The organism is Klebsiella quasipneumoniae subsp. quasipneumoniae, from assembly GCF_020525925.1.
GTDB classification, from domain to species: Bacteria; Pseudomonadota; Gammaproteobacteria; order Enterobacterales; family Enterobacteriaceae; genus Klebsiella; species Klebsiella quasipneumoniae.
The window spans coordinates 1,821,252-1,839,403 of record NZ_CP084876.1 but is presented as its reverse complement, the minus strand read 5'-3'; the positions used below and the strand labels follow the sequence as shown (position 1 = coordinate 1,839,403).

At 56.3% G+C, this 18,152-nt stretch carries 19 protein-coding genes and 2 tRNA genes; 7 read left to right on the top strand and 14 right to left on the bottom strand.

Features of this window, described 5'->3' with window-relative positions; genetic code table 11:
- Window positions 1–121: 121 nt before the first annotated feature.
- The 4 genes from tcyN to tcyJ all read right to left on the bottom strand — a co-directional run bounded on the left by tcyN (window position 122) and on the right by tcyJ (window position 3,437).
- The gene (gene tcyN / locus LGM20_RS08885; RefSeq protein ID WP_004203465.1) at window positions 122–874 is read right to left on the bottom strand and encodes an L-cystine ABC transporter ATP-binding protein TcyN; all 753 of its coding nucleotides are present in this window, start codon (window positions 872–874) and stop codon (window positions 122–124) included.
- Complete coding sequence (gene tcyL / locus LGM20_RS08880; RefSeq protein WP_008804215.1) at window positions 871–1,539, bottom strand: cystine ABC transporter permease; 669 nt, start codon at window positions 1,537–1,539, stop codon at window positions 871–873. The genes tcyN and tcyL overlap by 4 nt, the downstream gene beginning before the upstream one ends.
- Before the next feature lie 15 nt (window positions 1,540–1,554).
- A complete protein-coding gene (gene dcyD, locus LGM20_RS08875) occupies window positions 1,555–2,541 on the bottom strand; it encodes a D-cysteine desulfhydrase (RefSeq protein ID WP_044524005.1) in 987 nt (328 codons plus the stop codon).
- Between the two features lie 95 nt (window positions 2,542–2,636).
- Window positions 2,637–3,437, bottom strand: coding sequence for a cystine ABC transporter substrate-binding protein (gene tcyJ / locus LGM20_RS08870; protein ID WP_044524006.1), 801 nt, complete (start codon window positions 3,435–3,437; stop codon window positions 2,637–2,639).
- A 200-nt stretch (window positions 3,438–3,637) separates the two neighbouring features.
- Between tcyJ and amyA the strand changes: the two genes are divergently transcribed.
- A complete protein-coding gene (amyA, locus tag LGM20_RS08865) occupies window positions 3,638–5,125 on the top strand; it encodes an alpha-amylase (RefSeq protein WP_044524008.1) in 1,488 nt (495 codons plus the stop codon).
- 41 nt (window positions 5,126–5,166) lie between these two features.
- On the opposite strand, the gene yedD is transcribed toward amyA, so the two are convergent.
- Window positions 5,167–5,601: a lipoprotein YedD gene (gene yedD / locus LGM20_RS08860; RefSeq protein ID WP_162823516.1), complete on the bottom strand. Its 435-nt coding sequence runs from the start codon at window positions 5,599–5,601 to the stop codon at window positions 5,167–5,169.
- A 374-nt stretch (window positions 5,602–5,975) separates the two neighbouring features.
- Between yedD and rcsA the strand changes: the two genes are divergently transcribed.
- Window positions 5,976–6,599 (top strand): transcriptional regulator RcsA, encoded by a 624-nt coding sequence (gene rcsA, locus LGM20_RS08855; RefSeq protein WP_023290286.1) that lies wholly within the window; start codon window positions 5,976–5,978, stop codon window positions 6,597–6,599.
- 32 nt (window positions 6,600–6,631) lie between these two features.
- Here rcsA and dsrB read toward each other — a convergent pair whose 3' ends face one another.
- Window positions 6,632–6,823 (bottom strand): protein DsrB, encoded by a 192-nt coding sequence (gene dsrB, locus LGM20_RS08850; protein ID WP_004203477.1) that lies wholly within the window; start codon window positions 6,821–6,823, stop codon window positions 6,632–6,634.
- A 136-nt stretch (window positions 6,824–6,959) separates the two neighbouring features.
- Between dsrB and yodD the strand changes: the two genes are divergently transcribed.
- On the top strand, window positions 6,960–7,181 hold the full coding sequence (yodD, locus tag LGM20_RS08845) for a YodD family peroxide/acid resistance protein (RefSeq protein WP_004203478.1): 222 nt from the start codon (window positions 6,960–6,962) through the stop codon (window positions 7,179–7,181).
- A gap of 299 nt (window positions 7,182–7,480) precedes the next feature.
- Here the strand turns inward: yodD and dgcQ are convergent, their stop codons facing one another.
- Both dgcQ and LGM20_RS08835 read right to left on the bottom strand, forming a co-directional pair.
- The gene (dgcQ, locus tag LGM20_RS08840) at window positions 7,481–9,160 is read right to left on the bottom strand and encodes a cellulose biosynthesis regulator diguanylate cyclase DgcQ (RefSeq protein WP_023290287.1); all 1,680 of its coding nucleotides are present in this window, start codon (window positions 9,158–9,160) and stop codon (window positions 7,481–7,483) included.
- A 116-nt stretch (window positions 9,161–9,276) separates the two neighbouring features.
- Window positions 9,277–10,188, bottom strand: coding sequence for a DUF808 domain-containing protein (locus LGM20_RS08835; RefSeq protein ID WP_044524012.1), 912 nt, complete (start codon window positions 10,186–10,188; stop codon window positions 9,277–9,279).
- Window positions 10,189–10,371: 183 nt separating this feature from the next.
- Between LGM20_RS08835 and yedA the strand changes: the two genes are divergently transcribed.
- A complete protein-coding gene (yedA, locus tag LGM20_RS08830) occupies window positions 10,372–11,283 on the top strand; it encodes a drug/metabolite exporter YedA (protein WP_044524013.1) in 912 nt (303 codons plus the stop codon).
- On the opposite strand, the gene LGM20_RS08825 is transcribed toward yedA, so the two are convergent.
- The 4 genes from LGM20_RS08825 to drpB form a co-directional block, all read right to left on the bottom strand.
- On the bottom strand, window positions 11,258–11,752 hold the full coding sequence (locus LGM20_RS08825; protein WP_044524015.1) for a very short patch repair endonuclease: 495 nt from the start codon (window positions 11,750–11,752) through the stop codon (window positions 11,258–11,260). The two genes, yedA and LGM20_RS08825, sit on opposite strands and share 26 nt — an antisense overlap.
- A complete protein-coding gene (locus LGM20_RS08820) occupies window positions 11,733–13,133 on the bottom strand; it encodes a DNA cytosine methyltransferase (RefSeq protein WP_162823515.1) in 1,401 nt (466 codons plus the stop codon). Before LGM20_RS08820 ends, LGM20_RS08825 begins: the two co-directional genes overlap by 20 nt.
- Window positions 13,134–13,209: 76 nt before the next feature.
- Window positions 13,210–13,920 carry a phosphohydrolase gene (locus LGM20_RS08815; RefSeq protein ID WP_044524018.1) on the bottom strand — a complete coding sequence of 237 codons (711 nt, stop codon included), beginning with the start codon at window positions 13,918–13,920 and terminating at the stop codon, window positions 13,210–13,212.
- Window positions 13,921–13,962: 42 nt separating this feature from the next.
- Entirely contained in the window at window positions 13,963–14,244 is a 282-nt protein-coding gene (gene drpB, locus LGM20_RS08810; protein WP_023290293.1) for a cell division protein DrpB, read from the bottom strand.
- Between the two features lie 540 nt (window positions 14,245–14,784).
- Between drpB and ompC the strand changes: the two genes are divergently transcribed.
- Window positions 14,785–15,921 carry a porin OmpC gene (gene ompC, locus LGM20_RS08805; protein WP_044524020.1) on the top strand — a complete coding sequence of 379 codons (1,137 nt, stop codon included), beginning with the start codon at window positions 14,785–14,787 and terminating at the stop codon, window positions 15,919–15,921.
- Window positions 15,922–16,196: 275 nt separating this feature from the next.
- On the opposite strand, the gene LGM20_RS08800 is transcribed toward ompC, so the two are convergent.
- Window positions 16,197–16,286, bottom strand: a tRNA-Ser gene (locus LGM20_RS08800).
- A gap of 90 nt (window positions 16,287–16,376) precedes the next feature.
- On the opposite strand from LGM20_RS08800, the gene mtfA reads away from it, so the two are divergent.
- Window positions 16,377–17,177 carry a DgsA anti-repressor MtfA gene (gene mtfA, locus LGM20_RS08795; protein WP_072096628.1) on the top strand — a complete coding sequence of 267 codons (801 nt, stop codon included), beginning with the start codon at window positions 16,377–16,379 and terminating at the stop codon, window positions 17,175–17,177.
- Window positions 17,178–17,277: 100 nt separating this feature from the next.
- Window positions 17,278–17,353: transfer RNA gene (locus tag LGM20_RS08790), tRNA-Asn, on the top strand.
- A 279-nt stretch (window positions 17,354–17,632) separates the two neighbouring features.
- On the opposite strand, the gene LGM20_RS08785 is transcribed toward LGM20_RS08790, so the two are convergent.
- A complete protein-coding gene (locus tag LGM20_RS08785) occupies window positions 17,633–18,022 on the bottom strand; it encodes a RidA family protein (RefSeq protein ID WP_044524022.1) in 390 nt (129 codons plus the stop codon).
- Window positions 18,023–18,152: the final 130 nt, after the last annotated feature.

Sequence of the window (18,152 nt, the reverse complement as noted above, 5' to 3'; positions counted from 1 at the left end):
CGGTGTATACGGCCAGGGGAGTCAATAGCACGAAAACGTGATGATGGGGCGTTCCCCCGGCGTGGAAGCGGGCTGAACGCGGCGGCCCTCGCGAAGGAGCGCCGCCGCGCCAGCGCCTGCTCTACTGCATCAGGAATTTTTCGAGGAACTGGCGGGTACGCGGCTGCTGAGGCGAGGCGAACAGCGCTTTGGCCTCGCCTTGTTCAACGATGCGTCCCTGATCCATAAAAATCGCCCGATCGGCAACGTCGCGAGCGAAGCTCATTTCATGGGTCACGATAACCATGGTGCGTTTCTCCTGCGCCAGCTGGCGGATGGTATTGAGCACCTCCCCTACCAGCTCAGGATCAAGGGCCGAGGTCGGTTCATCAAACAGGATCACGTCCGGACGCATGGCCAGCGCGCGAGCAATGGCGACCCGCTGCTGCTGACCGCCGGAGAGGCGGCGCGGATAGCTGTTCTCTTTGCCGCTGAGGCCTACCTTCGCCAGCAGATCGCGCGCCCGCGCCATCGACTCCTGCTTGTCTTCGCCTTTTACGATGACCGGCCCTTCAATAATGTTCTCCAGCACCGTCCGGTGGGGAAACAGGTTAAAGTTCTGGAAGACAAAACCCACATGCTGGCGCAGCCGCCGAATAAGCCCTTTTTGCGGCCCGAGGCTGCGACCGGCGTCGATCGTCACATCGCCGACGCGGATAGTGCCGCTCTCCGGTTGCTCCAGCAGATTAATGCTGCGCAGCAGGGTAGTCTTCCCCGAGCCGCTGGGACCGATGATCGCCACCACTTCGCCTTCCTGCACCTCCAGGTCGATACCGTGGAGCACCGTCTGGCCATGGAATTTTTTCACCAGGCTTTTTACTTCAATCGCACTCATTTCGGATCACGCTCCTGGCGGTTCAGCTGGTTTTCAAAATAGTTCTGCAGCGAGGAGAGTACCGTCGCCATCACCCAGTAGATCAGAGAGGCTGCCAGATACATGGTGAAGACCTCCAGCGTACGCGAGGTGATAAGCTGCGCCTGACGGAACAGCTCCGGCACCTGGATCGTCGCCGCCAGCGAGGTATCTTTTACCAGGCTGATAAAACTGTTAGAGAGCGGCGGCAAAGCGACCCGCGCCGCCTGGGGTAAAATAGCCCGACGCATTGTCTGCCACGGGGTCATACCGATACTGGCCGCCGCTTCCCATTGCCCTTTGTCAATCGAGGCGATGGCCGCGCGCAGGGTTTCCGCCGCGTAGGCCGCCGTGTTCAGCGACAGGCCGATCATCGCCGCCGGGATCGGGTCAAGTTCAATGCCAAACTGCGGCAAACCGTAGTAGATCATGAACAGCTGGGCGATAAGCGGTGTCCCGCGAAAAATGGAGATATACATGCGCGCCAGCCATTTTACCGGCCAGAGGGGCGACATGCGCATCAGCGCCAGGATAAAGCCCAGCACCAGGCCGAAAAACATCCCGCCAATGCTCAGCTGCAGCGTAAAGACGGCGCCTTTCAGCAGAAAAGGCGCGGAATCGATGACCAGTTGGATACTTTCTTGCATGCTGTGGTTTCTATATTAGACGTGAGGATGATAGGCAAACAGCGCCGGCGCTCCGCCGGTGTGGACGAACAAAATCGGCCCTTCATCCTTAAAGCGCTTCTGCGTAATGCCATCGATAAGTCCGGCCATCGCTTTGCCGGTATAGACCGGGTCAAGCAAAATACCTTCCAGTTGCGCCAGCAGCTTCACGGCGGCCATCCCTTCCTCGTTTGGCGTCCCGTAGCCCGGTGCAAAGTAATCATCCCACAGAATGATGTCGGCTTTCGCCTGCAGCTCAAGGCTGTTGGCCACGGCCTGCTGCAGCGCCACCACTTTCGGCAGCTGGTCGGCAACAGCGCGCGACACCGTCACCCCGATCAGTTCCGCCTGCGGCATCAGCTGTTCAAGGCCGACTGCCAGTCCGGCATGAGTGCCGGCGCTCCCGGAGGCGACCACCACCGACGAAATCTCCACTGCGTCTTCGCACTGCTGGGCGATTTCCAGCGCGCTTTCCACATAGCCTAGCGCCCCAAGGGCGTTAGAGCCGCCGACCGGAATGACATACGGGCGGTACCCCTGCGCTTCGATACGGGTCGCCAGCTCGTCGAGCTGGGCAGCGGGATCGGTCAGGGCATCGCACATCTCAATCTGGGTATTAAACAGATCCAGCAGCAGGCGGTTGCCATTGCTCAGATAGTTCTCCGCCCGGGTGCCGATGGGATTTTCCAGCAGCGCTACGCAGTGCAGGCCCAGTTTGGCGGCGACCGCCGCCGTCTGGCGCACATGGTTAGACTGGATCGCGCCGGCGGTGATTAACGTATCCGCCCCTTCGCGCAGCGCATCGGCGGCGAGAAACTCCAGCTTACGCAGTTTGTTGCCCCCCATCGCCAGCGGCGTCGTATCATCACGTTTGATAAAAATTTCGCGCCCGAGGTGATCGGACAGACGCGGAAGATACTCCAGCGGCGTCGGCGCGCCGATCAGTTCCAGACGCGGAAAGCGGGTTAAATTTTGCAGTGACATGGCCCCTCCTGACTCAGTTATGCTTCATTATGCACACAGTTACGCGCTAAATAAAAAAAGGCGCTTCCAGGAGCGCCTTTTTTCACCGCTGGCCGTTATTTTGTCACGTCAGCGCCAAACCATTTCTCGGACAGCGCCTTCAGGCTGCCATCTTTTTGCATATCCGCAATCGCGCCATCTACCGCTTTCAGCAGGTCATCGTTGCCTTTACGCAGCGCAACGCCAGCTTCCTGACGGGAGAACGCTTCGCCGGTGACCGCCAGCGTATTGTTGGTTTTCTTCACCAGATCCAGCGCCGCCAGACGGTCAACCAGAATGGCGTCAATACGGCCTACGCGTAGATCCTGGTATTTGGTCGGGTCGTCGTCATAGGTGCGGACATCCACGCCCTGGACGTTCTGACGCAGCCACTCTTCATAGTTAGTGCCCAGCCCGACGCCCACTTTCTTGCCTTTCAGATCCGCCGCGGATTTAATCGCGCCTTCGTTGCCTTTCTTCACCAGCGCCTGCACACCGGAGATCGTGTACGGGGTAGAGAAATCGTATTTCTTCTTACGCTCATCGGAGATAGTGACCTGGTTAATCACCACGTCAATGCGTTTGGAGTCCAGCGAGGCCAGCATACCGTCCCACTTGGTCGGTTTGAGGTCGGCCTTCACGCCCAGATGTTTCGCCAGCTCGTTGGCGAACTCCACTTCAAAGCCGGTCAGCTTGCCGTCATCACCCTGGAAGCTAAAGGGAGGATAGGTGCCTTCGAGGCCCACGCGCAGCGTGCCGCGCTCTTTAATCTGATTGAGCAGGTTTTCCGCCGCAAAAGTTTTCACGCTAACGCCAGTCATCAAAACAACGGCCATTGCGCCCATCAGCGCCTGACGACCCAGAAGTGCTAATTTCATAGATACCCCAAAGATTAGGATTTTCCTGTAGTGTAAGGCGCTTAACGGCCCGACACCAACATCGTTACGCTACATCTTATGCAAATTTATTATATATGATCCGCTTTAGGGTATAGCGAAATTCAGGGCTTTCCTCACCCGTTTTGCGGGATATCTCCCATACTGCAAAGGTCAGCCTGTTGACGTCTGGAGCATGGAAGATGAAAAACCCCACCTTGTTGCAATGTTTTCACTGGTACTACCCCGCCGGCGGCGAACTGTGGCGTGAAGTCGAAGCGCTGGCCCCCAGTCTTAACGAAATCGGCATCAATATGGTCTGGTTGCCACCCGCCTACAAAGGCGCCTCGGGCGGTTATTCCGTCGGCTATGACACCTACGATCTCTTCGACCTCGGCGAGTTTGATCAAAAAGGTTCTGTCGCCACCAAATATGGCGATAAAACCCAGCTGCTGGCGGCGGTTAACGCCCTGAAGGAGCACGACATCGCCGTGCTGCTGGACGTGGTGGTGAACCATAAAATGGGCGCCGATGAAAAAGAGGCCTTGCGCGTGCAGCGCGTCGATGAGCAGGATCGCACGCAAATTGACGAGACGATCATAGAGTGCGAGGCATGGACTCGCTATACCTTCCCGGTGCGCGCCGGGCAGTATTCGCAGTTTGTCTGGGACTACAAGTGTTTTAGCGGCATTGACCACATCGAGAATCCGACGGAAGACGGTGTATTTAAAATCGTCAACGACTACACCGGCGAAGGCTGGAATGAGCAGGTCGATGATGAGCTTGGCAACTTCGACTACCTGATGGGCGCTAATATCGATTTTCGTAATCACGCCGTCACCGAAGAGATCAAATACTGGGCGCGCTGGGTGATGGAGCAGACCGGCTGCGACGGTTTTCGTCTTGACGCCGTGAAGCATATCCCCGCCTGGTTTTACAAAGCGTGGATCGAACATGTTCAGGAGGTGGCCCCGCAGCCGCTGTTTATTGTCGCGGAATACTGGTCCCATGAAGTGGAAAAGCTCCAGCAGTATATCGACCTCGTCGAGGGCAAGACGATGCTGTTCGATGCCCCGCTGCAGATGAAATTTCATGAAGCGTCCCGCCAGGGGCGCGATTACGACATGAGCCAGATTTTCAGCGGGACGCTGGTGGAAGCCGACCCCTTCCATGCCGTCACCCTGGTCACCAACCATGATACCCAGCCGCTGCAGGCGCTCGAGGCGCCGGTTGAGCCATGGTTTAAACCGCTGGCCTATGCGCTGATCCTGTTGCGTGAAAATGGCGTGCCCTCGGTCTTCTATGCCGATCTCTTCGGCGCTTCCTATGAAGATACCGGCGGCGACGGACAAACCTACGCCATAGAAATGCCCGTCATCGAGCAGCTACACGAACTGATCGACGCCCGTCAGCGCTTTGCCCACGGCGTGCAGACTCTCTGGTTCGATCACCCCAACTGCATTGCCTTCAGCCGCAGCGGCACCGACGAGGATCCCGGCTGCGTGGTGGTGATGTCCAATGGTGATGAGGGAGAAAAGACCCTGACGCTGGGCGAGAACTATGGCAACAAACGCTGGCGGGATTTCCTGGGCAACCGGGAAGAGATTGTCGAAACCGACGACGAAGGCTGCGCAACCTTTACCTGTAACGGGGGAAGCGTCAGCGTGTGGGTGCTGGAAGCGGTGCTGTAGTCATCTGACGCCGGACGGGCCAGCAGTGGCCCGCCGGAACCTTAGCGCGCGGTGGTCGGCTCGCTGACCAGAGCGGCCGCACGCGCTTTAGCCCACGCCTTCTCGCACTCCGGGGTGAGACGTTCAACGCGGGTCAACGTCATACGATCGTAGGAAAGGGTATTGCCCTCGCGCTCGATCGGGTAGATATCCAGGGAAGCGGTCACGTTGTAGATATCGCTATCGCGGTTCATCAGTTTCCCCGGCTGGGCGATCACACGCTGCCACTGGCGGCAGTCGAAGGTGTCCCCTTCTTTGGTGACGATCAGGCTGGCGATGGCGTCCGGACTCATCATCTCACTCTGCGGCCCTTTCGTCTGCCAGTAGCCGTCCAGGCCTGCCGGCGCTGGCGCTTTAACAACGTCTTCGTAACGATCAACCTGCACGCATCCGGCCAGCGCCAGCACCATGCCAGCAAAAACTAACTGTTTCATCATTCATCCCACAAGCTGATAAAAAAGTATTGTGGCATTAAAGCGTTAAGCCTTCCACCCCCGCCGCAGGCGGAGAAGTCGGGCAAAACACGGCCAGGCATCGCAGCCTTCATTTGAAATAAGGAAATTCTGAAAGTAAAAGAATCTTTGGGGCCTAACCATAGCATCCGCGGGCACTTTTTGTTTTTAATTCGCTCACACTACCGGTTCTTGACTTTACTTTAAGAGTTTTCCTGGCAAATTATATACAGAGATGCGGAATAGTTTAATGGAACTAATGGGTTCTTTCTTAAACCTACTATTATCACCGCCTGCAAGGACTGCTTCGCACAGCCAGTGTGAAGTGTATATCGTTACGTGTTGATTGAGGATGGGTCATGTCAACGATGATTATGGATTTGTGCAGTTATACCCGGTTGGGACTAACGGGATATCTGACCAGTCGGGGAATTAAAAAACAGGAAATCGTTGAGGTCAACTGCGCTGAGGATCTGCACAGGCATTGTGCGTCATGTTGCCCGGCGGTGGTGTTTCTGAATGAAGATTGCTTTGTGCATGATGATGAAAGTAATGGCATTATTCGCCAGATCATCACGCAAAATCCGGCGACGTTGTTTGTGATTTTTATGTCGCTGGCGAACATCCATTTTGACCGCTATCTACGGGTGCGTAAGAACCTGCTAATCAGCTCAAAATCGATCACTCCAAAAGACCTTGATGTCATTCTGGTTAATTATCTTAAATACAAGAACACGAGTCTGGGGCAGTTAAATTTACCGACGTTGTCGCTGAGCAAAACAGAATCAAATATGCTGCAAATGTGGATGGCCGGGCATGGTACTTCGCAAATTTCAACGCAAATGAACATCAAAGCGAAAACGGTATCATCGCATAAAGGCAATATTAAAAAGAAAATACAGACGCATAATAAGCAGGTGATTTACCACATCGTTCGGCTGACCGAAAACATTACCAGCGGTATTCAGGTGAATCTACGCTGAAACAAACTGGCGGTGGTCCCGCCAGTTCGGTTTTACGAGATTTCTTTTTCCACGAAGATCCCATCCGGGTGCCCTATTTCATTGAAAAACCAGATCCCCAGGGGATAGTCTTCCAGCGAAACCAGATACATCGTCCCTTCACTAAACGACTCAATTGCCAGCACTACGCCCGATCGACGTGGGCCACCGTCGGTCTTCACCGTGACACGATCGTTCACCTGCATAATCCATCTCCTCTCTATTTCCAGCCAGTGTAGAACAAAACCACGCCGCTCGCAGCGTCGCGGGCAGTGACTGGCGTTTTTTTAGACCGACTATACTTAAAGAGGCTTGAGCGACGCTCAGCGAGGGGGGGTAATGATGAAGAACCGATTGACAGACCAGACCGGGAACGACGTTGATGTCAACGTTGATGCTCTGCTGGCGGCGATTAATGAGATCAGCGAAAGCGAAGTCCATCGCATCCTCGATGACCCACAGCGCGCCAGTATCGATGGCCGCGGGGCGCATACCTGGCGTGAACTGGCGGAGGCATTTGAACTCGATATTCATGATTTCAGCGCCAGTGAAGCCAACCGCTAGCGATGGGCGAAAAAAATCCCGACTCGCAGGAGTCGGGATCAAACTTGCTAATGCAAGAAGCACTTGAAAATTCGTTACACCGGGAAATCCGATGCGTTGAAACATTATCCTCAATTATTTTGCATGACAAGCGATATTCATGGCGCAAAATATTGAGAAAGTTGGCGCTTCGCAGCAGAAAGGGCTGCAGGGCTGATGCGATAAGGCTTAGCCGCAAACCGGTTTCATTCGATAGCGCGATCCCCGTCGAACACTTTAAGAAAAATCTCATTTTGCCTGATTCGGGCGAAACGTTTTGCTCACGCTTCGCTGCGATACCAGACCTGGTTGCGGCCATTTTGCTTGGCCAGATACAGTCGACCATCGGCGACCGACTGCAGAGCTTCAAAGTGATACTCCCCTCGCTCTTCGCTGCCGCTCACCCCTAACGACGCGCTGACCCGCAGCGTCACGTTGTTATGCAAAAAGACCTCCCGGCCATGAATACGCAGGCGTAGCCGCTCCGCTACCGCCGCCGCTTCCTGCAGCGTGGTATTCGGCAGCACGACACAAAACTCCTCTCCGCCCACGCGGCCCAGCAAATCACCGTCCCGGACGGTGCCGGCAAGCGTACTGGCCACCATCGACAGCACTCTGTCACCCGCCTGATGGCCATAGCGATCGTTAATGCCCTTAAAGTGATCCAAATCGAGCTGGATGACCGCCAGCGGTCGTCCGCTGCGCTGGCAGTCGCTGGCTACCGCCATCGCCTTCTCAAACAGCGCCCCGCGATTGAGCAGGCGGGTTAAGGCATCGTGCCAGGCCTGCCACTCCAGGGAGGTCTGGAGAACGCTCATATTGCGGACCATACGGCGGATCACCAGCCAGGAGAGCAGCAGCATTAAGGTGAAGAGGATCCACATCAGGGTCAGGGCGATGGTGATGGTGCCAAAGTTGCCGCGTACGCCTTCCCGCAGAGTATGGATCCGCAGCAGCACGCCATCAAAATTGCGCAGTTTGGCCCAGCTGATATAGCGCGTCAGCAGACGCAGACCGCCCTGATTATCATGGGCAAACGCGCGGCTGAGCAGTTCCTGTTCGCGCGGCGACAGCAGCGTCAGGACATTCCCCGGCGCAGAAGAGGCCAGCAGGCTAAGATGGCTGTCGTAAAGCTGATATTCCCCCTCCTGCCCGCCCTGCATCGCGCTGATTAAAAATGCTTTTATTTCGCTGACTGAGAAATCCATCGCCAGCACGCCGCGCCAGTAACCGGCAAAATCCAGCGGTATCGAGGCGGTGACCACCTGCTCTTCCAGCTGCGGGTCATCGTCAGGAAAGGTTTGCCAGATAACGCCGCGGTGCGGATTGTTCCGCTGGGTCTGCCGGGTAAACCAGAGGGCGCTGATGGCGCGCGAATAGTAGGTCTTCACCTGCGACTCATCGCGCAGCGGCAGGGTCGAGGTAAAAAAACCGCTGCGGGAGATATATTGCATCCGCTCGGCAAAATCGCGGTCATGCTGCGTCAGGTTTAACAGATAACCCAGCTCCAGCGTCGCCATCAGTTCATTGACCACCAGCGGATCGTCCGGCAAGAGCAGCGGGTGATCCCTGACGACGCCCTCCGAGACGCCAAACACCGGCAGCGTCCGGCGGTTGGGGAGCGCCACCCGCCAGGTCTCCTGGTGGCGTTGGCTCAGATAGCGCTGGCTGGCTTCGTGCAACACATCGACGTCGAGCGGGCGTTCAAGCGCGGACTGCATACCGTGGCGAAAAAACATCATCCTGTCGATGTTGAACTGCAGCAGGCCATCCATTTCATGCGCGACGTTAGCCAGATTATTGCGCTGGTTCGCCACGTAGGCCTCTTCCAGGACATTGATTTCGCGCCAGATCAGCAGCGTGGAGAAAAACAGCACCACGATAAAACAAATGTTAACCACATGCGCCGGGCGAGTCAGGTGGTAGAGTTTTTTCAACTTCAACCGTAGTGGCTTTTCCATCTTTCTCTCGCAGTACGTTGCGCAAATCTGACGTCGTCAGCACGCCCGGTCTCTGTCGATACCGGAGGCGCTTTTAGCGTAGACCACGCGGCGCCGTCATGCGGCGCCGCACCTGACTACTTCACCGCGCCACGCAGGCGACTGACCGCCTTGACGCCCGCCAGCACCACCGCGCCGATGATAAAACCCAGCACCAGATTAGCCACCATCGGCAGCAAGGCGGCCAACATGCCGCCCAGCCCCGCGCTCCAGTGCTCAATGGCATGGTGTAGCGGCGCAATACCGTGAACCACAATCCCGCCGCCCACGAGGAACATGGCCAGCGTTCCGACGATAGAGAGCACTTTCATCAGCCAGGGCGCCACGGTCAATAACCCTTTGCCCAGCCACTGCGCCAGGGTACTGCGTTTCTCCGCCAGCCAGTAGCCCATGTCATCCAGTTTGACGATCACCCCCACCAGGCCATAGACCCCGACGGTGACCAGAATCGCGATCCCCGACAGAATGAGGATCTGATTCAGCAGCGGCGCTTCCGCGACAATGCCGAGGGTGATGGCGACAATTTCCGCGGACAAAATAAAGTCGGTGCGGATCGCCCCTTTGACTTTGTCACGCTCAAAGGCCAGCGGATCACGATCCGCCAGCGCCTGAAGACGCTGCTGCCGTTGCGCTGGGTCCTCTTTGTGCTTACGCGCTTCCAGGCTGTGGAGCACCTTTTCCACCCCTTCAAAACAGAGAAACGCGCCGCCCAACATCAGCAGCGGCGTAATCGCCCAGGGAATGAAGGCGCTGATTAGCAGGGCCAGCGGCACGAGGATGATTTTATTGACGAACGACCCTTTCGCCACGCCCCAGACCACAGGCAGCTCACGATTTGCCCGCACGCCGGTCACCTGTTGGGCGTTGAGGGAGAGATCGTCGCCCAGCACCCCCGCCGTTTTTTTCGCCGCCAGCTTGCCCATCATGGAAATATCGTCCAGCAGCGTGGCGATATCATCGAGTAATGTTAAAAGACTACTTCCTGCCAAAATGATTTTCCTTCTCTTTTCATCAATGTCTCCCTCGAGTATGCGTTAAAAAACGGCCGCTGCCCAAGGTACAATTAGTCAATATAAATTTAACAACCTGGCGCAAATTAAGCGCTCGCCAGCAGGATAGTTTTCACGTTTACTATATGTCCCCTTTCTATCTCTGCACCGTCGTGAGGAAGTATGTCTACCCGTCAGCTGTTACCGCTTATCGGGGCGCTGTTTGCGCTGTATATCATTTGGGGCTCTACCTATTTCGCCATCGCCGTCGGCGTCGCCAGCTGGCCGCCGCTGATGATGGCCGGAATTCGCTTTCTCTCTGCCGGCGTGCTGCTGCTGGGATGGCTGTTGGCCACCGGCCATAAACTGCCGGCCCGCGGACCGTTGCTTAACGCCGCGCTGATCGGGGTTTTGCTGCTGGCCGTCGGCAACGGCTTTGTCACCCTGGCCGAACATCAGCACGTTCCCTCCGGGATCGCCGCGGTCATGGTCGCCACCGTTCCGCTGTTCACCCTGTGCTTCAGCCGCTTTTTCGGCATCGCCACTCGTAAACTGGAATGGCTGGGGATTGCCATTGGCCTCGCGGGTATTGTGATGCTTAACAGCGGAGGCAACCTGAACGGCAACCCCTGGGGCGCGCTGCTGATCCTGATTGGCTCCCTGAGCTGGGCCTTCGGCTCGGTTTACGGCTCGCGGATTGAGCTGCCGACCGGCATGATGGCGGGGGCAATCGAGATGCTCGCCGCCGGGATCGTCCTGCTGGCCGCGTCATGGCTAAGCGGCGAAACCTTAACCGGTGTTCCGTCGTGGTCCGGGATCGCCGCTGTGGCCTACCTGGCTATCTTTGGCTCGCTGATTGCCATCAACGCCTATATGTTTTTGATCCGCAATGTCACCCCGGCGGTGGCCACCAGCTACGCCTATGTCAACCCGGTGGTGGCAGTTCTGCTTGGTACCGGATTCGGTGGCGAAAGCCTGTCCCTGATCGAGTGGCTGGCGCTGGCGGTGATTATTTTTGCCGTCGTGCTGGTGACGCTGGGGAAATACCTTTTCCCGGTTCGCAGCGAAGCTACCCCTTGTAAGGCGTCGAAATAAGCGCCAGTTCGCGGATACCCTGGGTGTCGATCTGCGCATCGTGTCCGGCGCTGCAGATCCACTCTTCCAGACGCTCGGTGAGCGCCTCGTCATTCAGCTTCAGCCGACCGCGCAGGGCGCATTCCCAGACGATAAGCACCCGCCAGCCCTGCTCGGCCAGCTTTCGCCGGTCACGGGCATCGCGCGCCACGTTGCCGGCGATCTTGTCCAGCCAGAACGCGGTCCGGGTGGCCGGCACCTTAAACAGGTAACAGTCATGGTGATGCCAGAAACAGCCGTGGGTAAAGATGACGCAACGGTAATCGGGTAAAGCGAAATCAGGGCGTCCCGGCAGCTCGCGCTCCTGGGCAACAAAGGTGAATCCCGCCTGAGTCAACAGCGCCGCTATCCGCTTCTCGATCGCCGTATCGCGCGTGGCGATAGCCCGCATATTTTTACTGCGCGTGGCTTTATCGTGAACATCCGCCATCGTTATCACCCGCTTCGCGACGCGCCACCGCCTGAGCGATGCGCGGGGCCAGGAGCTTCGCCACCGCGGCGAAGACCGGAACCACCACCGAGTTGCCGAACTGACGATAGGCCTGGGTATCCGACACCGGGATGCGGAAACGCGCCCCCTGAGGCGATTCGAAACCCATCAACCGGGCGCACTCCCGCGGCGTCAGCCGACGAGGACGCCGCTGTTGATTCTGCGGATCGTCAAAATGCGTCTCGCCCAGCGGCCGGTCCCAGCCGCGATCGACGAGAATTTCGGCGCCATCTTTATAGTAGCGGGCGGAGAGCGTCCGGGCCACGCTGTGGGGATTGGCGGGGTCCACCAGGCCATAACCAAAGCCATTGCCCCGCGCCTGATGCTTGCGGGCATATCGATAAAGATATTTCCACAGTACCGGCGTGAGGACAAATTTGGCATCCACCGTCGGCTCCAGCAGCTCGCCAAATGTTGGCCGAACCGTCGGGTATAGCGCCGCGATATCGCGCAGCGTAAACCCCTCGTGCAGCTGCAGATCGCGACGGAAGCCCACCAGCACGATGCGCTCCCGGTGCTGCGGTAAGAAATGGCGCCCGTCGATCACCTTCGGATCGTCCGGCCCGCTATGCCCGGCGTCAGCGACCTCATACCCCAGCTCATCCAGCGTCTGCATGATGATGCGGAAGGTCCGCCCCTGATCGTGGCTTTTGAGATTTTTGACATTCTCCAGCACAAAGATCGCCGGCTGACGGGCGGCGATAATTCTCACCACATCAAAAAACAGCGTCCCCTGGGTTTCGCAGGCAAAGCCGTGGGCGCGACCCATGGCATTTTTTTTCGACACGCCGGCGAGTGAGAAAGGCTGGCAGGGAAAGCCGGCCAGCAGCACATCATGCTGCGGGATAGTCTCGCGGATATGCTGCGCCGCCTCGTCATCGCTAACGTCGGGGCGATGGCTGAGGGTGATATCGCGAATATCTTCATTGAAACGGTGTTGCTGCGGATCACAATACCAGTTGGCCTTATAGGTGCGCACCGCATGCTTGTTCCACTCGCTGGTAAAGACGCACTGCCCGCCGATAGCTTCAAAACCGCTGCGGATCCCGCCGATACCGGCAAACAGATCGACAAAACGGAATCCATAGTGCGGATGATGGGCCGGCGGCGACGGCAGCAGCGTCGCCAGATGAGCGACCTCCTGCGGACGCAAACGCGCTGCCGCGCGGCTGAGGGCCGCCACGCGCTTGAGGATCGCCGCGCTCCAGTGCTGCTCCCCGACGCTCACCAGTTCGGCGACCAGCGTTTTTACATCGTAGATCGTCATCAGCTGGCGCAGCAGCGCCTGAGCCTCTTCACCGGCCTGTTCCGTCAATGACAACGACCTGTTTTCCTTGCTTAACTTTTGTGGCATATCCTCAACCAGCGCGGACGATTTTTGCAGAGAGTACCATAAATCACTGGTCGGTTGACGGCTGCGGTGCAAAGCGGCGTAAAACCGCCTCATCCAGCGCCAGGGGTTCCCCCTTCAGCTCCGCGCTGATCTTGGCCATAAACTCGACGAGGAAGCGCGCATTATGCTGCGCCATAGCCCTTCCTCCGGCGGTCTGCATGGTTTCCGGCAGGCGCAGGAGCTTGCACTGGAAATGGTCGAGGGCATATTTTCTGTCATCCAGCGCTCGCCGGTCGGCGAAAGGATCATCGGCATCAAACAGAATGGTGTTCAGGGCGCCGGCGACGGCGAAGACCCGCGCCAGACCTATCGCCCCCAGCGACTCGAGACGGTCGGCGTCCTGGACGATTTTCGCCTCCAGCGTGCGCGGCGGGATCGCCGCGCTGAAGCTGTGCGCCTCAATAGCGTGGCTGACCACCGCATACCGGTCTGCGGGAAAATCGGCAAACGACGACTGCAAAATAGCCAGGGTTTTCTCGGCCGCCATCATCGAGGAGCGGCTTCGCTCCGGATGATTTTTAGGCAGACTGACAATGTCATGAAAATAGCAGGCCGTGAGAAGCACCAGTCCGTCGACCTCCTCCTCCCCGGCGGCCAGCCGGGTGGCGGTGGCCCAGACGCGACGAAAATGGGACAGATCGTGCGCCGCATCCTCCCGGGCGTGGTGCGTCAGTATCCAGTGCTCAAATCGCTGCTGCCAGTCAACCAGGTTCATAGGCGTTCCTTTATCTGTAGGTCAGCCTCGAGCATAGCAACTTTACGACCGATGATCCCGCCCGCTTCCGGAGGGCCGTGTATACCAGACGACAGCGCCGAGGATCGCGCCAATGCCGGCGAGCACCAGCATTCCCAACAGGGCGCCAAGCCATTTCCCTGCCATGGTGCCAAAGTCGCCCTCCGCACTGGCGCCGGGGACACTGTGAATTTTTCCCACCACCCACCAGTAACGCACAATGACCCAGACACAATATCCGCAAAAGGCATACAACGCCCATAGCGCAAGTTTGCCGCCCGGGCTGCGTTTTGCCTGCTCTTCCATCTCATTCCTCTCCGTGACAAATCATACTACCGCCACTCAAAAACGTGACGCTCATCACATTATACCGCCATGCTGCGCCACAGGCAGCAGTTTCATCCTTGTCTTCTGCACCCACTTATCACTTATTCTGTCCATGGAAATATGCAGGGATGTTTTTTTTATTCTTTACCACGGAATTAAACATTAACGACACCCAGCCATGACGCGTATTTAAATTCTCCATCCGCCGGCGGCATTGACTAATAAATTATATTTAAAGGCTGAATGGTCAACTCACTGTAAATTAATACAAATAATTTCATTCAGTTAACCACGATCGCAACACAGCAACATAACCTATTGCTATACAACAAAATAATCATTAAAACAGATTCATTTAAATTTAATATAATGAACCACATAGAAATATTTTGTAATATCTTACATTATTTATTTACATATTTTATTTTAAATAAAAATGAACTTAGTCGTTAGTATCTGACAGGCATTCCGGAGGGATTGTCATAATTCACAGAAATTATTATTAAAAGGGAATATATAATGAAAAGAAAAGTACTGGCACTCATGGTACCGGCATTACTCATGGTCAATGCCGTTAATGCTGCAGAAATTTATAACAACAACGCCAACAAACTGGACCTTTATGGGAAAGTCGCCGGCCTGCGTTACTTCTCTGACGACACCAGCGAGGACGGCGACCAGACCTATGCTCGCTTAGGCATCAAAGGCGAAACGCAGATCGCTTCCGAGTTAACCGGCTACGGTCAGTGGGAATACAATGTCAAAGCGAACACCAGCGAAGGAGAAGGCGCCAATTCATGGACTCGTCTGGCCTTCGCCGGTCTGAAGTTTGCTGACTATGGCTCACTGGACTATGGCCGTAACTACGGCGTGGTGTACGACATCGAATCCTGGACTGATATGCTGCCGGAATTCGGCGGCGATACCTACACTCAGACCGACGTTTACATGACCGGCCGCACCAACGGGGTGGCCACCTACCGTAACAGCGATTTCTTCGGCCTCGTCGACGGCCTGCATTTCGCCCTGCAGTATCAGGGGAATAATGAAAACGCCGGTTCTGGCGAAGGCACAAACAACGGCGGCGCTCGTAAACTGGCGCGGGAAAATGGCGACGGGTTTGGTATCTCCAGCTACTACGATCTTGATATGGGCATCAGCTTCGGGGCCGCCTACTCGGCTTCCGACCGTACCCATAACCAGCTGGCGGCAGCACGCAGCAGCCATATTTACGCTAACGGTGATAAAGCCGAGGCCTGGACCGTCGGCGCAAAATATGACGCCAACAACATCTATCTGGCCGCCATGTATGCGGAAACCCGCAACATGACCTTCTACGGCAACGGCGCTATTGCCAACAAGACGCAGAACTTTGAAGTCGTCGCCCAGTACCAGTTCGATGAGTATAATTTACCGCTGCGTCCATCCGTGGCCTATCTGCAATCGAAGGGGAAAGATCTTTACAACTATTCTCGCTATGGCGACAAGGATCTGGTCAAGTATGTCGACATCGGCATGACCTACTACTTCAATAAAAATATGTCCACCTATGTGGATTACAAAATCAACCTGCTGGATGAAGACGACCGCTTCTACCGCAACAACGGTATCTCGACCGATGATATCGTGGCCCTCGGTCTGGTTTACCAGTTCTGATCCCCATCAAAGCCCGCGCTCAGCGGGCTTTTTCTTGTTCCCGCTCCGTTGAGATCACTCTTTTCAACATTGCCGCTTTCCAGGCGTACCTTCCCTCTTTATGATGCGTTTAAGCTCGTTCGGGCAAATTGCGGCGGTAAGACCACAAAAGGACAAGGCGCACTACCGCGTCTTTACGCTGAAACCAGGACGATGATGATGGCGATACCCCAGCGCAGGCGTTATACCTGAAGCTAACGGTGTTATTGAAGGGGAATGGTCAGAGAAAGAATAGTTGGCGGAGAGAGGGGGATTTGAACCCCCGGTAGAGTTGCCCCTACTCCGGTTTTCGAGACCGGTCCGTTCAGCCGCTCCGGCATCTCTCCGCTGTTGTGGTTGCTATAATGCCAGGATCTTTGGCATTTTAATAGCTCCCGTTTCGGTAATCGTGTTCAAGTGACGACTTTGCGAGCAATATGATGTTTAAATGGCCCTGGAAAGCAGATGATGAGTCCGGCAACGCAGAGATGCCCTGGGAGCAAGCGCTTGCCATTCCGGTTTTAGCCCACCTTTCGCCCGCTGAGCAGCACAAGCTGACGCAGATGGCTGCCCGTTTCTTACAGCAAAAACGTCTGGTGGCGCTTCAGGGGCTGGAGCTGACTCCGTTGCACCAGGCGCGGATAGCTATGCTCTTTTGCCTGCCGGTACTTGAGCTGGGGATTGAGTGGCTGGACGGTTTTCATGAAGTGCTGATCTACCCTGCCCCGTTTGTCGTGGATGATGAATGGGAGGATGATATTGGTCTGGTCCACAACCAGCGGGTGGTGCAGTCGGGGCAAAGCTGGCAGCAGGGTCCCGTAGTGCTGAACTGGCTGGATATTCAGGACTCCTTTGATGCGTCAGGCTTTAACCTTGTGGTGCATGAGGTGGCGCATAAGCTTGATGCGCGGAATGGCGATCGGGCCAGCGGGGTGCCGCTGATCCCACTGCGCGAAGTCGCCGGCTGGGAGCACGATCTCCACGCGGCGATGAACAACATTCAGGATGAGATAGATCTGGTAGGGGAAAGCGCCGCCAGCATTGACGCCTATGCCGCCACCGATCCCGCGGAGTGCTTCGCCGTCCTTTCGGAATATTTTTTCAGCGCGCCTGAACTGTTCGCGCCCCGCTTCCCGGCCCTGTGGCAGCGTTTTTGCCATTTTTACCGCCAGGATCCGCTGGCGCGCAGACGTGAAAATGGCCTGCAGGACGAAGACGAGCGGCGCATTGTTCACTAAAACAACGTGTTGAGCTAAATTTAGCCATTTGAATCAGCAAGTTAATTTTAGTGTTGACACAAAAATGCCGGGCCAGTAGTATGCGCCTCGTTCACACGATTCCTCTGTAGTTCAGTCGGTAGAACGGCGGACTGTTAATCCGTATGTCACTGGTTCGAGTCCAGTCAGAGGAGCCAAATTTAAAAAGCCCGCTCAGGGAAACCTGAGCGGGCTTTTTGCTTTCCGTGAGCCCCCCGCCAGCGGGTATAAGCAGCATCGTACCGTAGGTACCGTCCAACGTTCCGTATGCGATCCCCGCAGGTGAAAAGCAGCGTCGCTGCTCCCAACCTTATGGCTACCGACTTTCGATCCGACGGTACCCACTGGGTCTGGCGCTGGGTAGCAGACGATCCCGATTCGCCAGTTACCGCTACAGACAGCGCGGGCTGCCCAACTGGCGGAAAGACCCGTAACGCTTAGGGTAGCCTGGCAATAACCTTAATCTCGAACTTAAATCCATAAAGCCACGTCACGCCGATCCCGGTCAGCGTAGGGTAAGGCGCTTCTCCCCAATATTCTGGCAGGATACTCCAGATAGCGTCGTGATTTGACTCAGGATCGACGACAAAGAGAGTAACGTCAACCACGTCCCTAAACGTGCAGTCCGCCGCTGCGAGCACAGCATTTAGATTTTTGAACGCCAGCCTGACCTGTGCTTCCAGATAGTGCTCAGGCGAACCATCCTCGTGGCTACCCACCTGCCCCGAAACAAACAAGAAACCATTGGATTTGATGGCCGGTGAATAACGATTGCGCTCATAGAGCGCCTGCCGACCGAGGGGAAAAACGGCTTCGCGTGCTGTCATGTTTGTACCTTTATGCTGGGGCGAATTCAGCCCGGTGAATGTAAAGACACTGTACAACGGCCAGATCGGGCGGATAAACAAGCGACTTTGTCGCTCATTGTTTGTAATATCCAAACAATCGATGAAAGAC

Excerpts from the sequence above, each read along its gene's own strand:
- tcyJ (WP_044524006.1), bottom strand. The coding sequence starts at position 3,437 with ATGAAATTAGCACTTCTGGGTCGTCAGGCGCTGATGGGCGCAATGGCC.
- LGM20_RS08815 (WP_044524018.1), bottom strand. The coding sequence starts at position 13,920 with ATGAACCTGGTTGACTGGCAGCAGCGATTTGAGCACTGGATACTGACG.
- dsrB (WP_004203477.1), bottom strand. The coding sequence starts at position 6,823 with ATGCAGGTGAACGATCGTGTCACGGTGAAGACCGACGGTGGCCCACGT.
- yedD (WP_162823516.1), bottom strand. The coding sequence starts at position 5,601 with ATGATGAAACAGTTAGTTTTTGCTGGCATGGTGCTGGCGCTGGCCGGA.
- LGM20_RS08825 (WP_044524015.1), bottom strand. The coding sequence starts at position 11,752 with ATGGCGGATGTTCACGATAAAGCCACGCGCAGTAAAAATATGCGGGCT.
- rcsA (WP_023290286.1), top strand. The coding sequence starts at position 5,976 with ATGTCAACGATGATTATGGATTTGTGCAGTTATACCCGGTTGGGACTA.
- LGM20_RS08785 (WP_044524022.1), bottom strand. The coding sequence starts at position 18,022 with ATGACAGCACGCGAAGCCGTTTTTCCCCTCGGTCGGCAGGCGCTCTAT.
- ompC (WP_044524020.1), top strand. The coding sequence starts at position 14,785 with ATGAAAAGAAAAGTACTGGCACTCATGGTACCGGCATTACTCATGGTC.
- dgcQ (WP_023290287.1), bottom strand. The coding sequence starts at position 9,160 with ATGGAAAAGCCACTACGGTTGAAGTTGAAAAAACTCTACCACCTGACT.
- yodD (WP_004203478.1), top strand. The coding sequence starts at position 6,960 with ATGAAGAACCGATTGACAGACCAGACCGGGAACGACGTTGATGTCAAC.
- drpB (WP_023290293.1), bottom strand. The coding sequence starts at position 14,244 with ATGGAAGAGCAGGCAAAACGCAGCCCGGGCGGCAAACTTGCGCTATGG.
- tcyL (WP_008804215.1), bottom strand. The coding sequence starts at position 1,539 with ATGCAAGAAAGTATCCAACTGGTCATCGATTCCGCGCCTTTTCTGCTG.
- amyA (WP_044524008.1), top strand. The coding sequence starts at position 3,638 with ATGAAAAACCCCACCTTGTTGCAATGTTTTCACTGGTACTACCCCGCC.
- yedA (WP_044524013.1), top strand. The coding sequence starts at position 10,372 with ATGTCTACCCGTCAGCTGTTACCGCTTATCGGGGCGCTGTTTGCGCTG.
- tcyN (WP_004203465.1), bottom strand. The coding sequence starts at position 874 with ATGAGTGCGATTGAAGTAAAAAGCCTGGTGAAAAAATTCCATGGCCAG.
- dcyD (WP_044524005.1), bottom strand. The coding sequence starts at position 2,541 with ATGTCACTGCAAAATTTAACCCGCTTTCCGCGTCTGGAACTGATCGGC.
- mtfA (WP_072096628.1), top strand. The coding sequence starts at position 16,377 with ATGATGTTTAAATGGCCCTGGAAAGCAGATGATGAGTCCGGCAACGCA.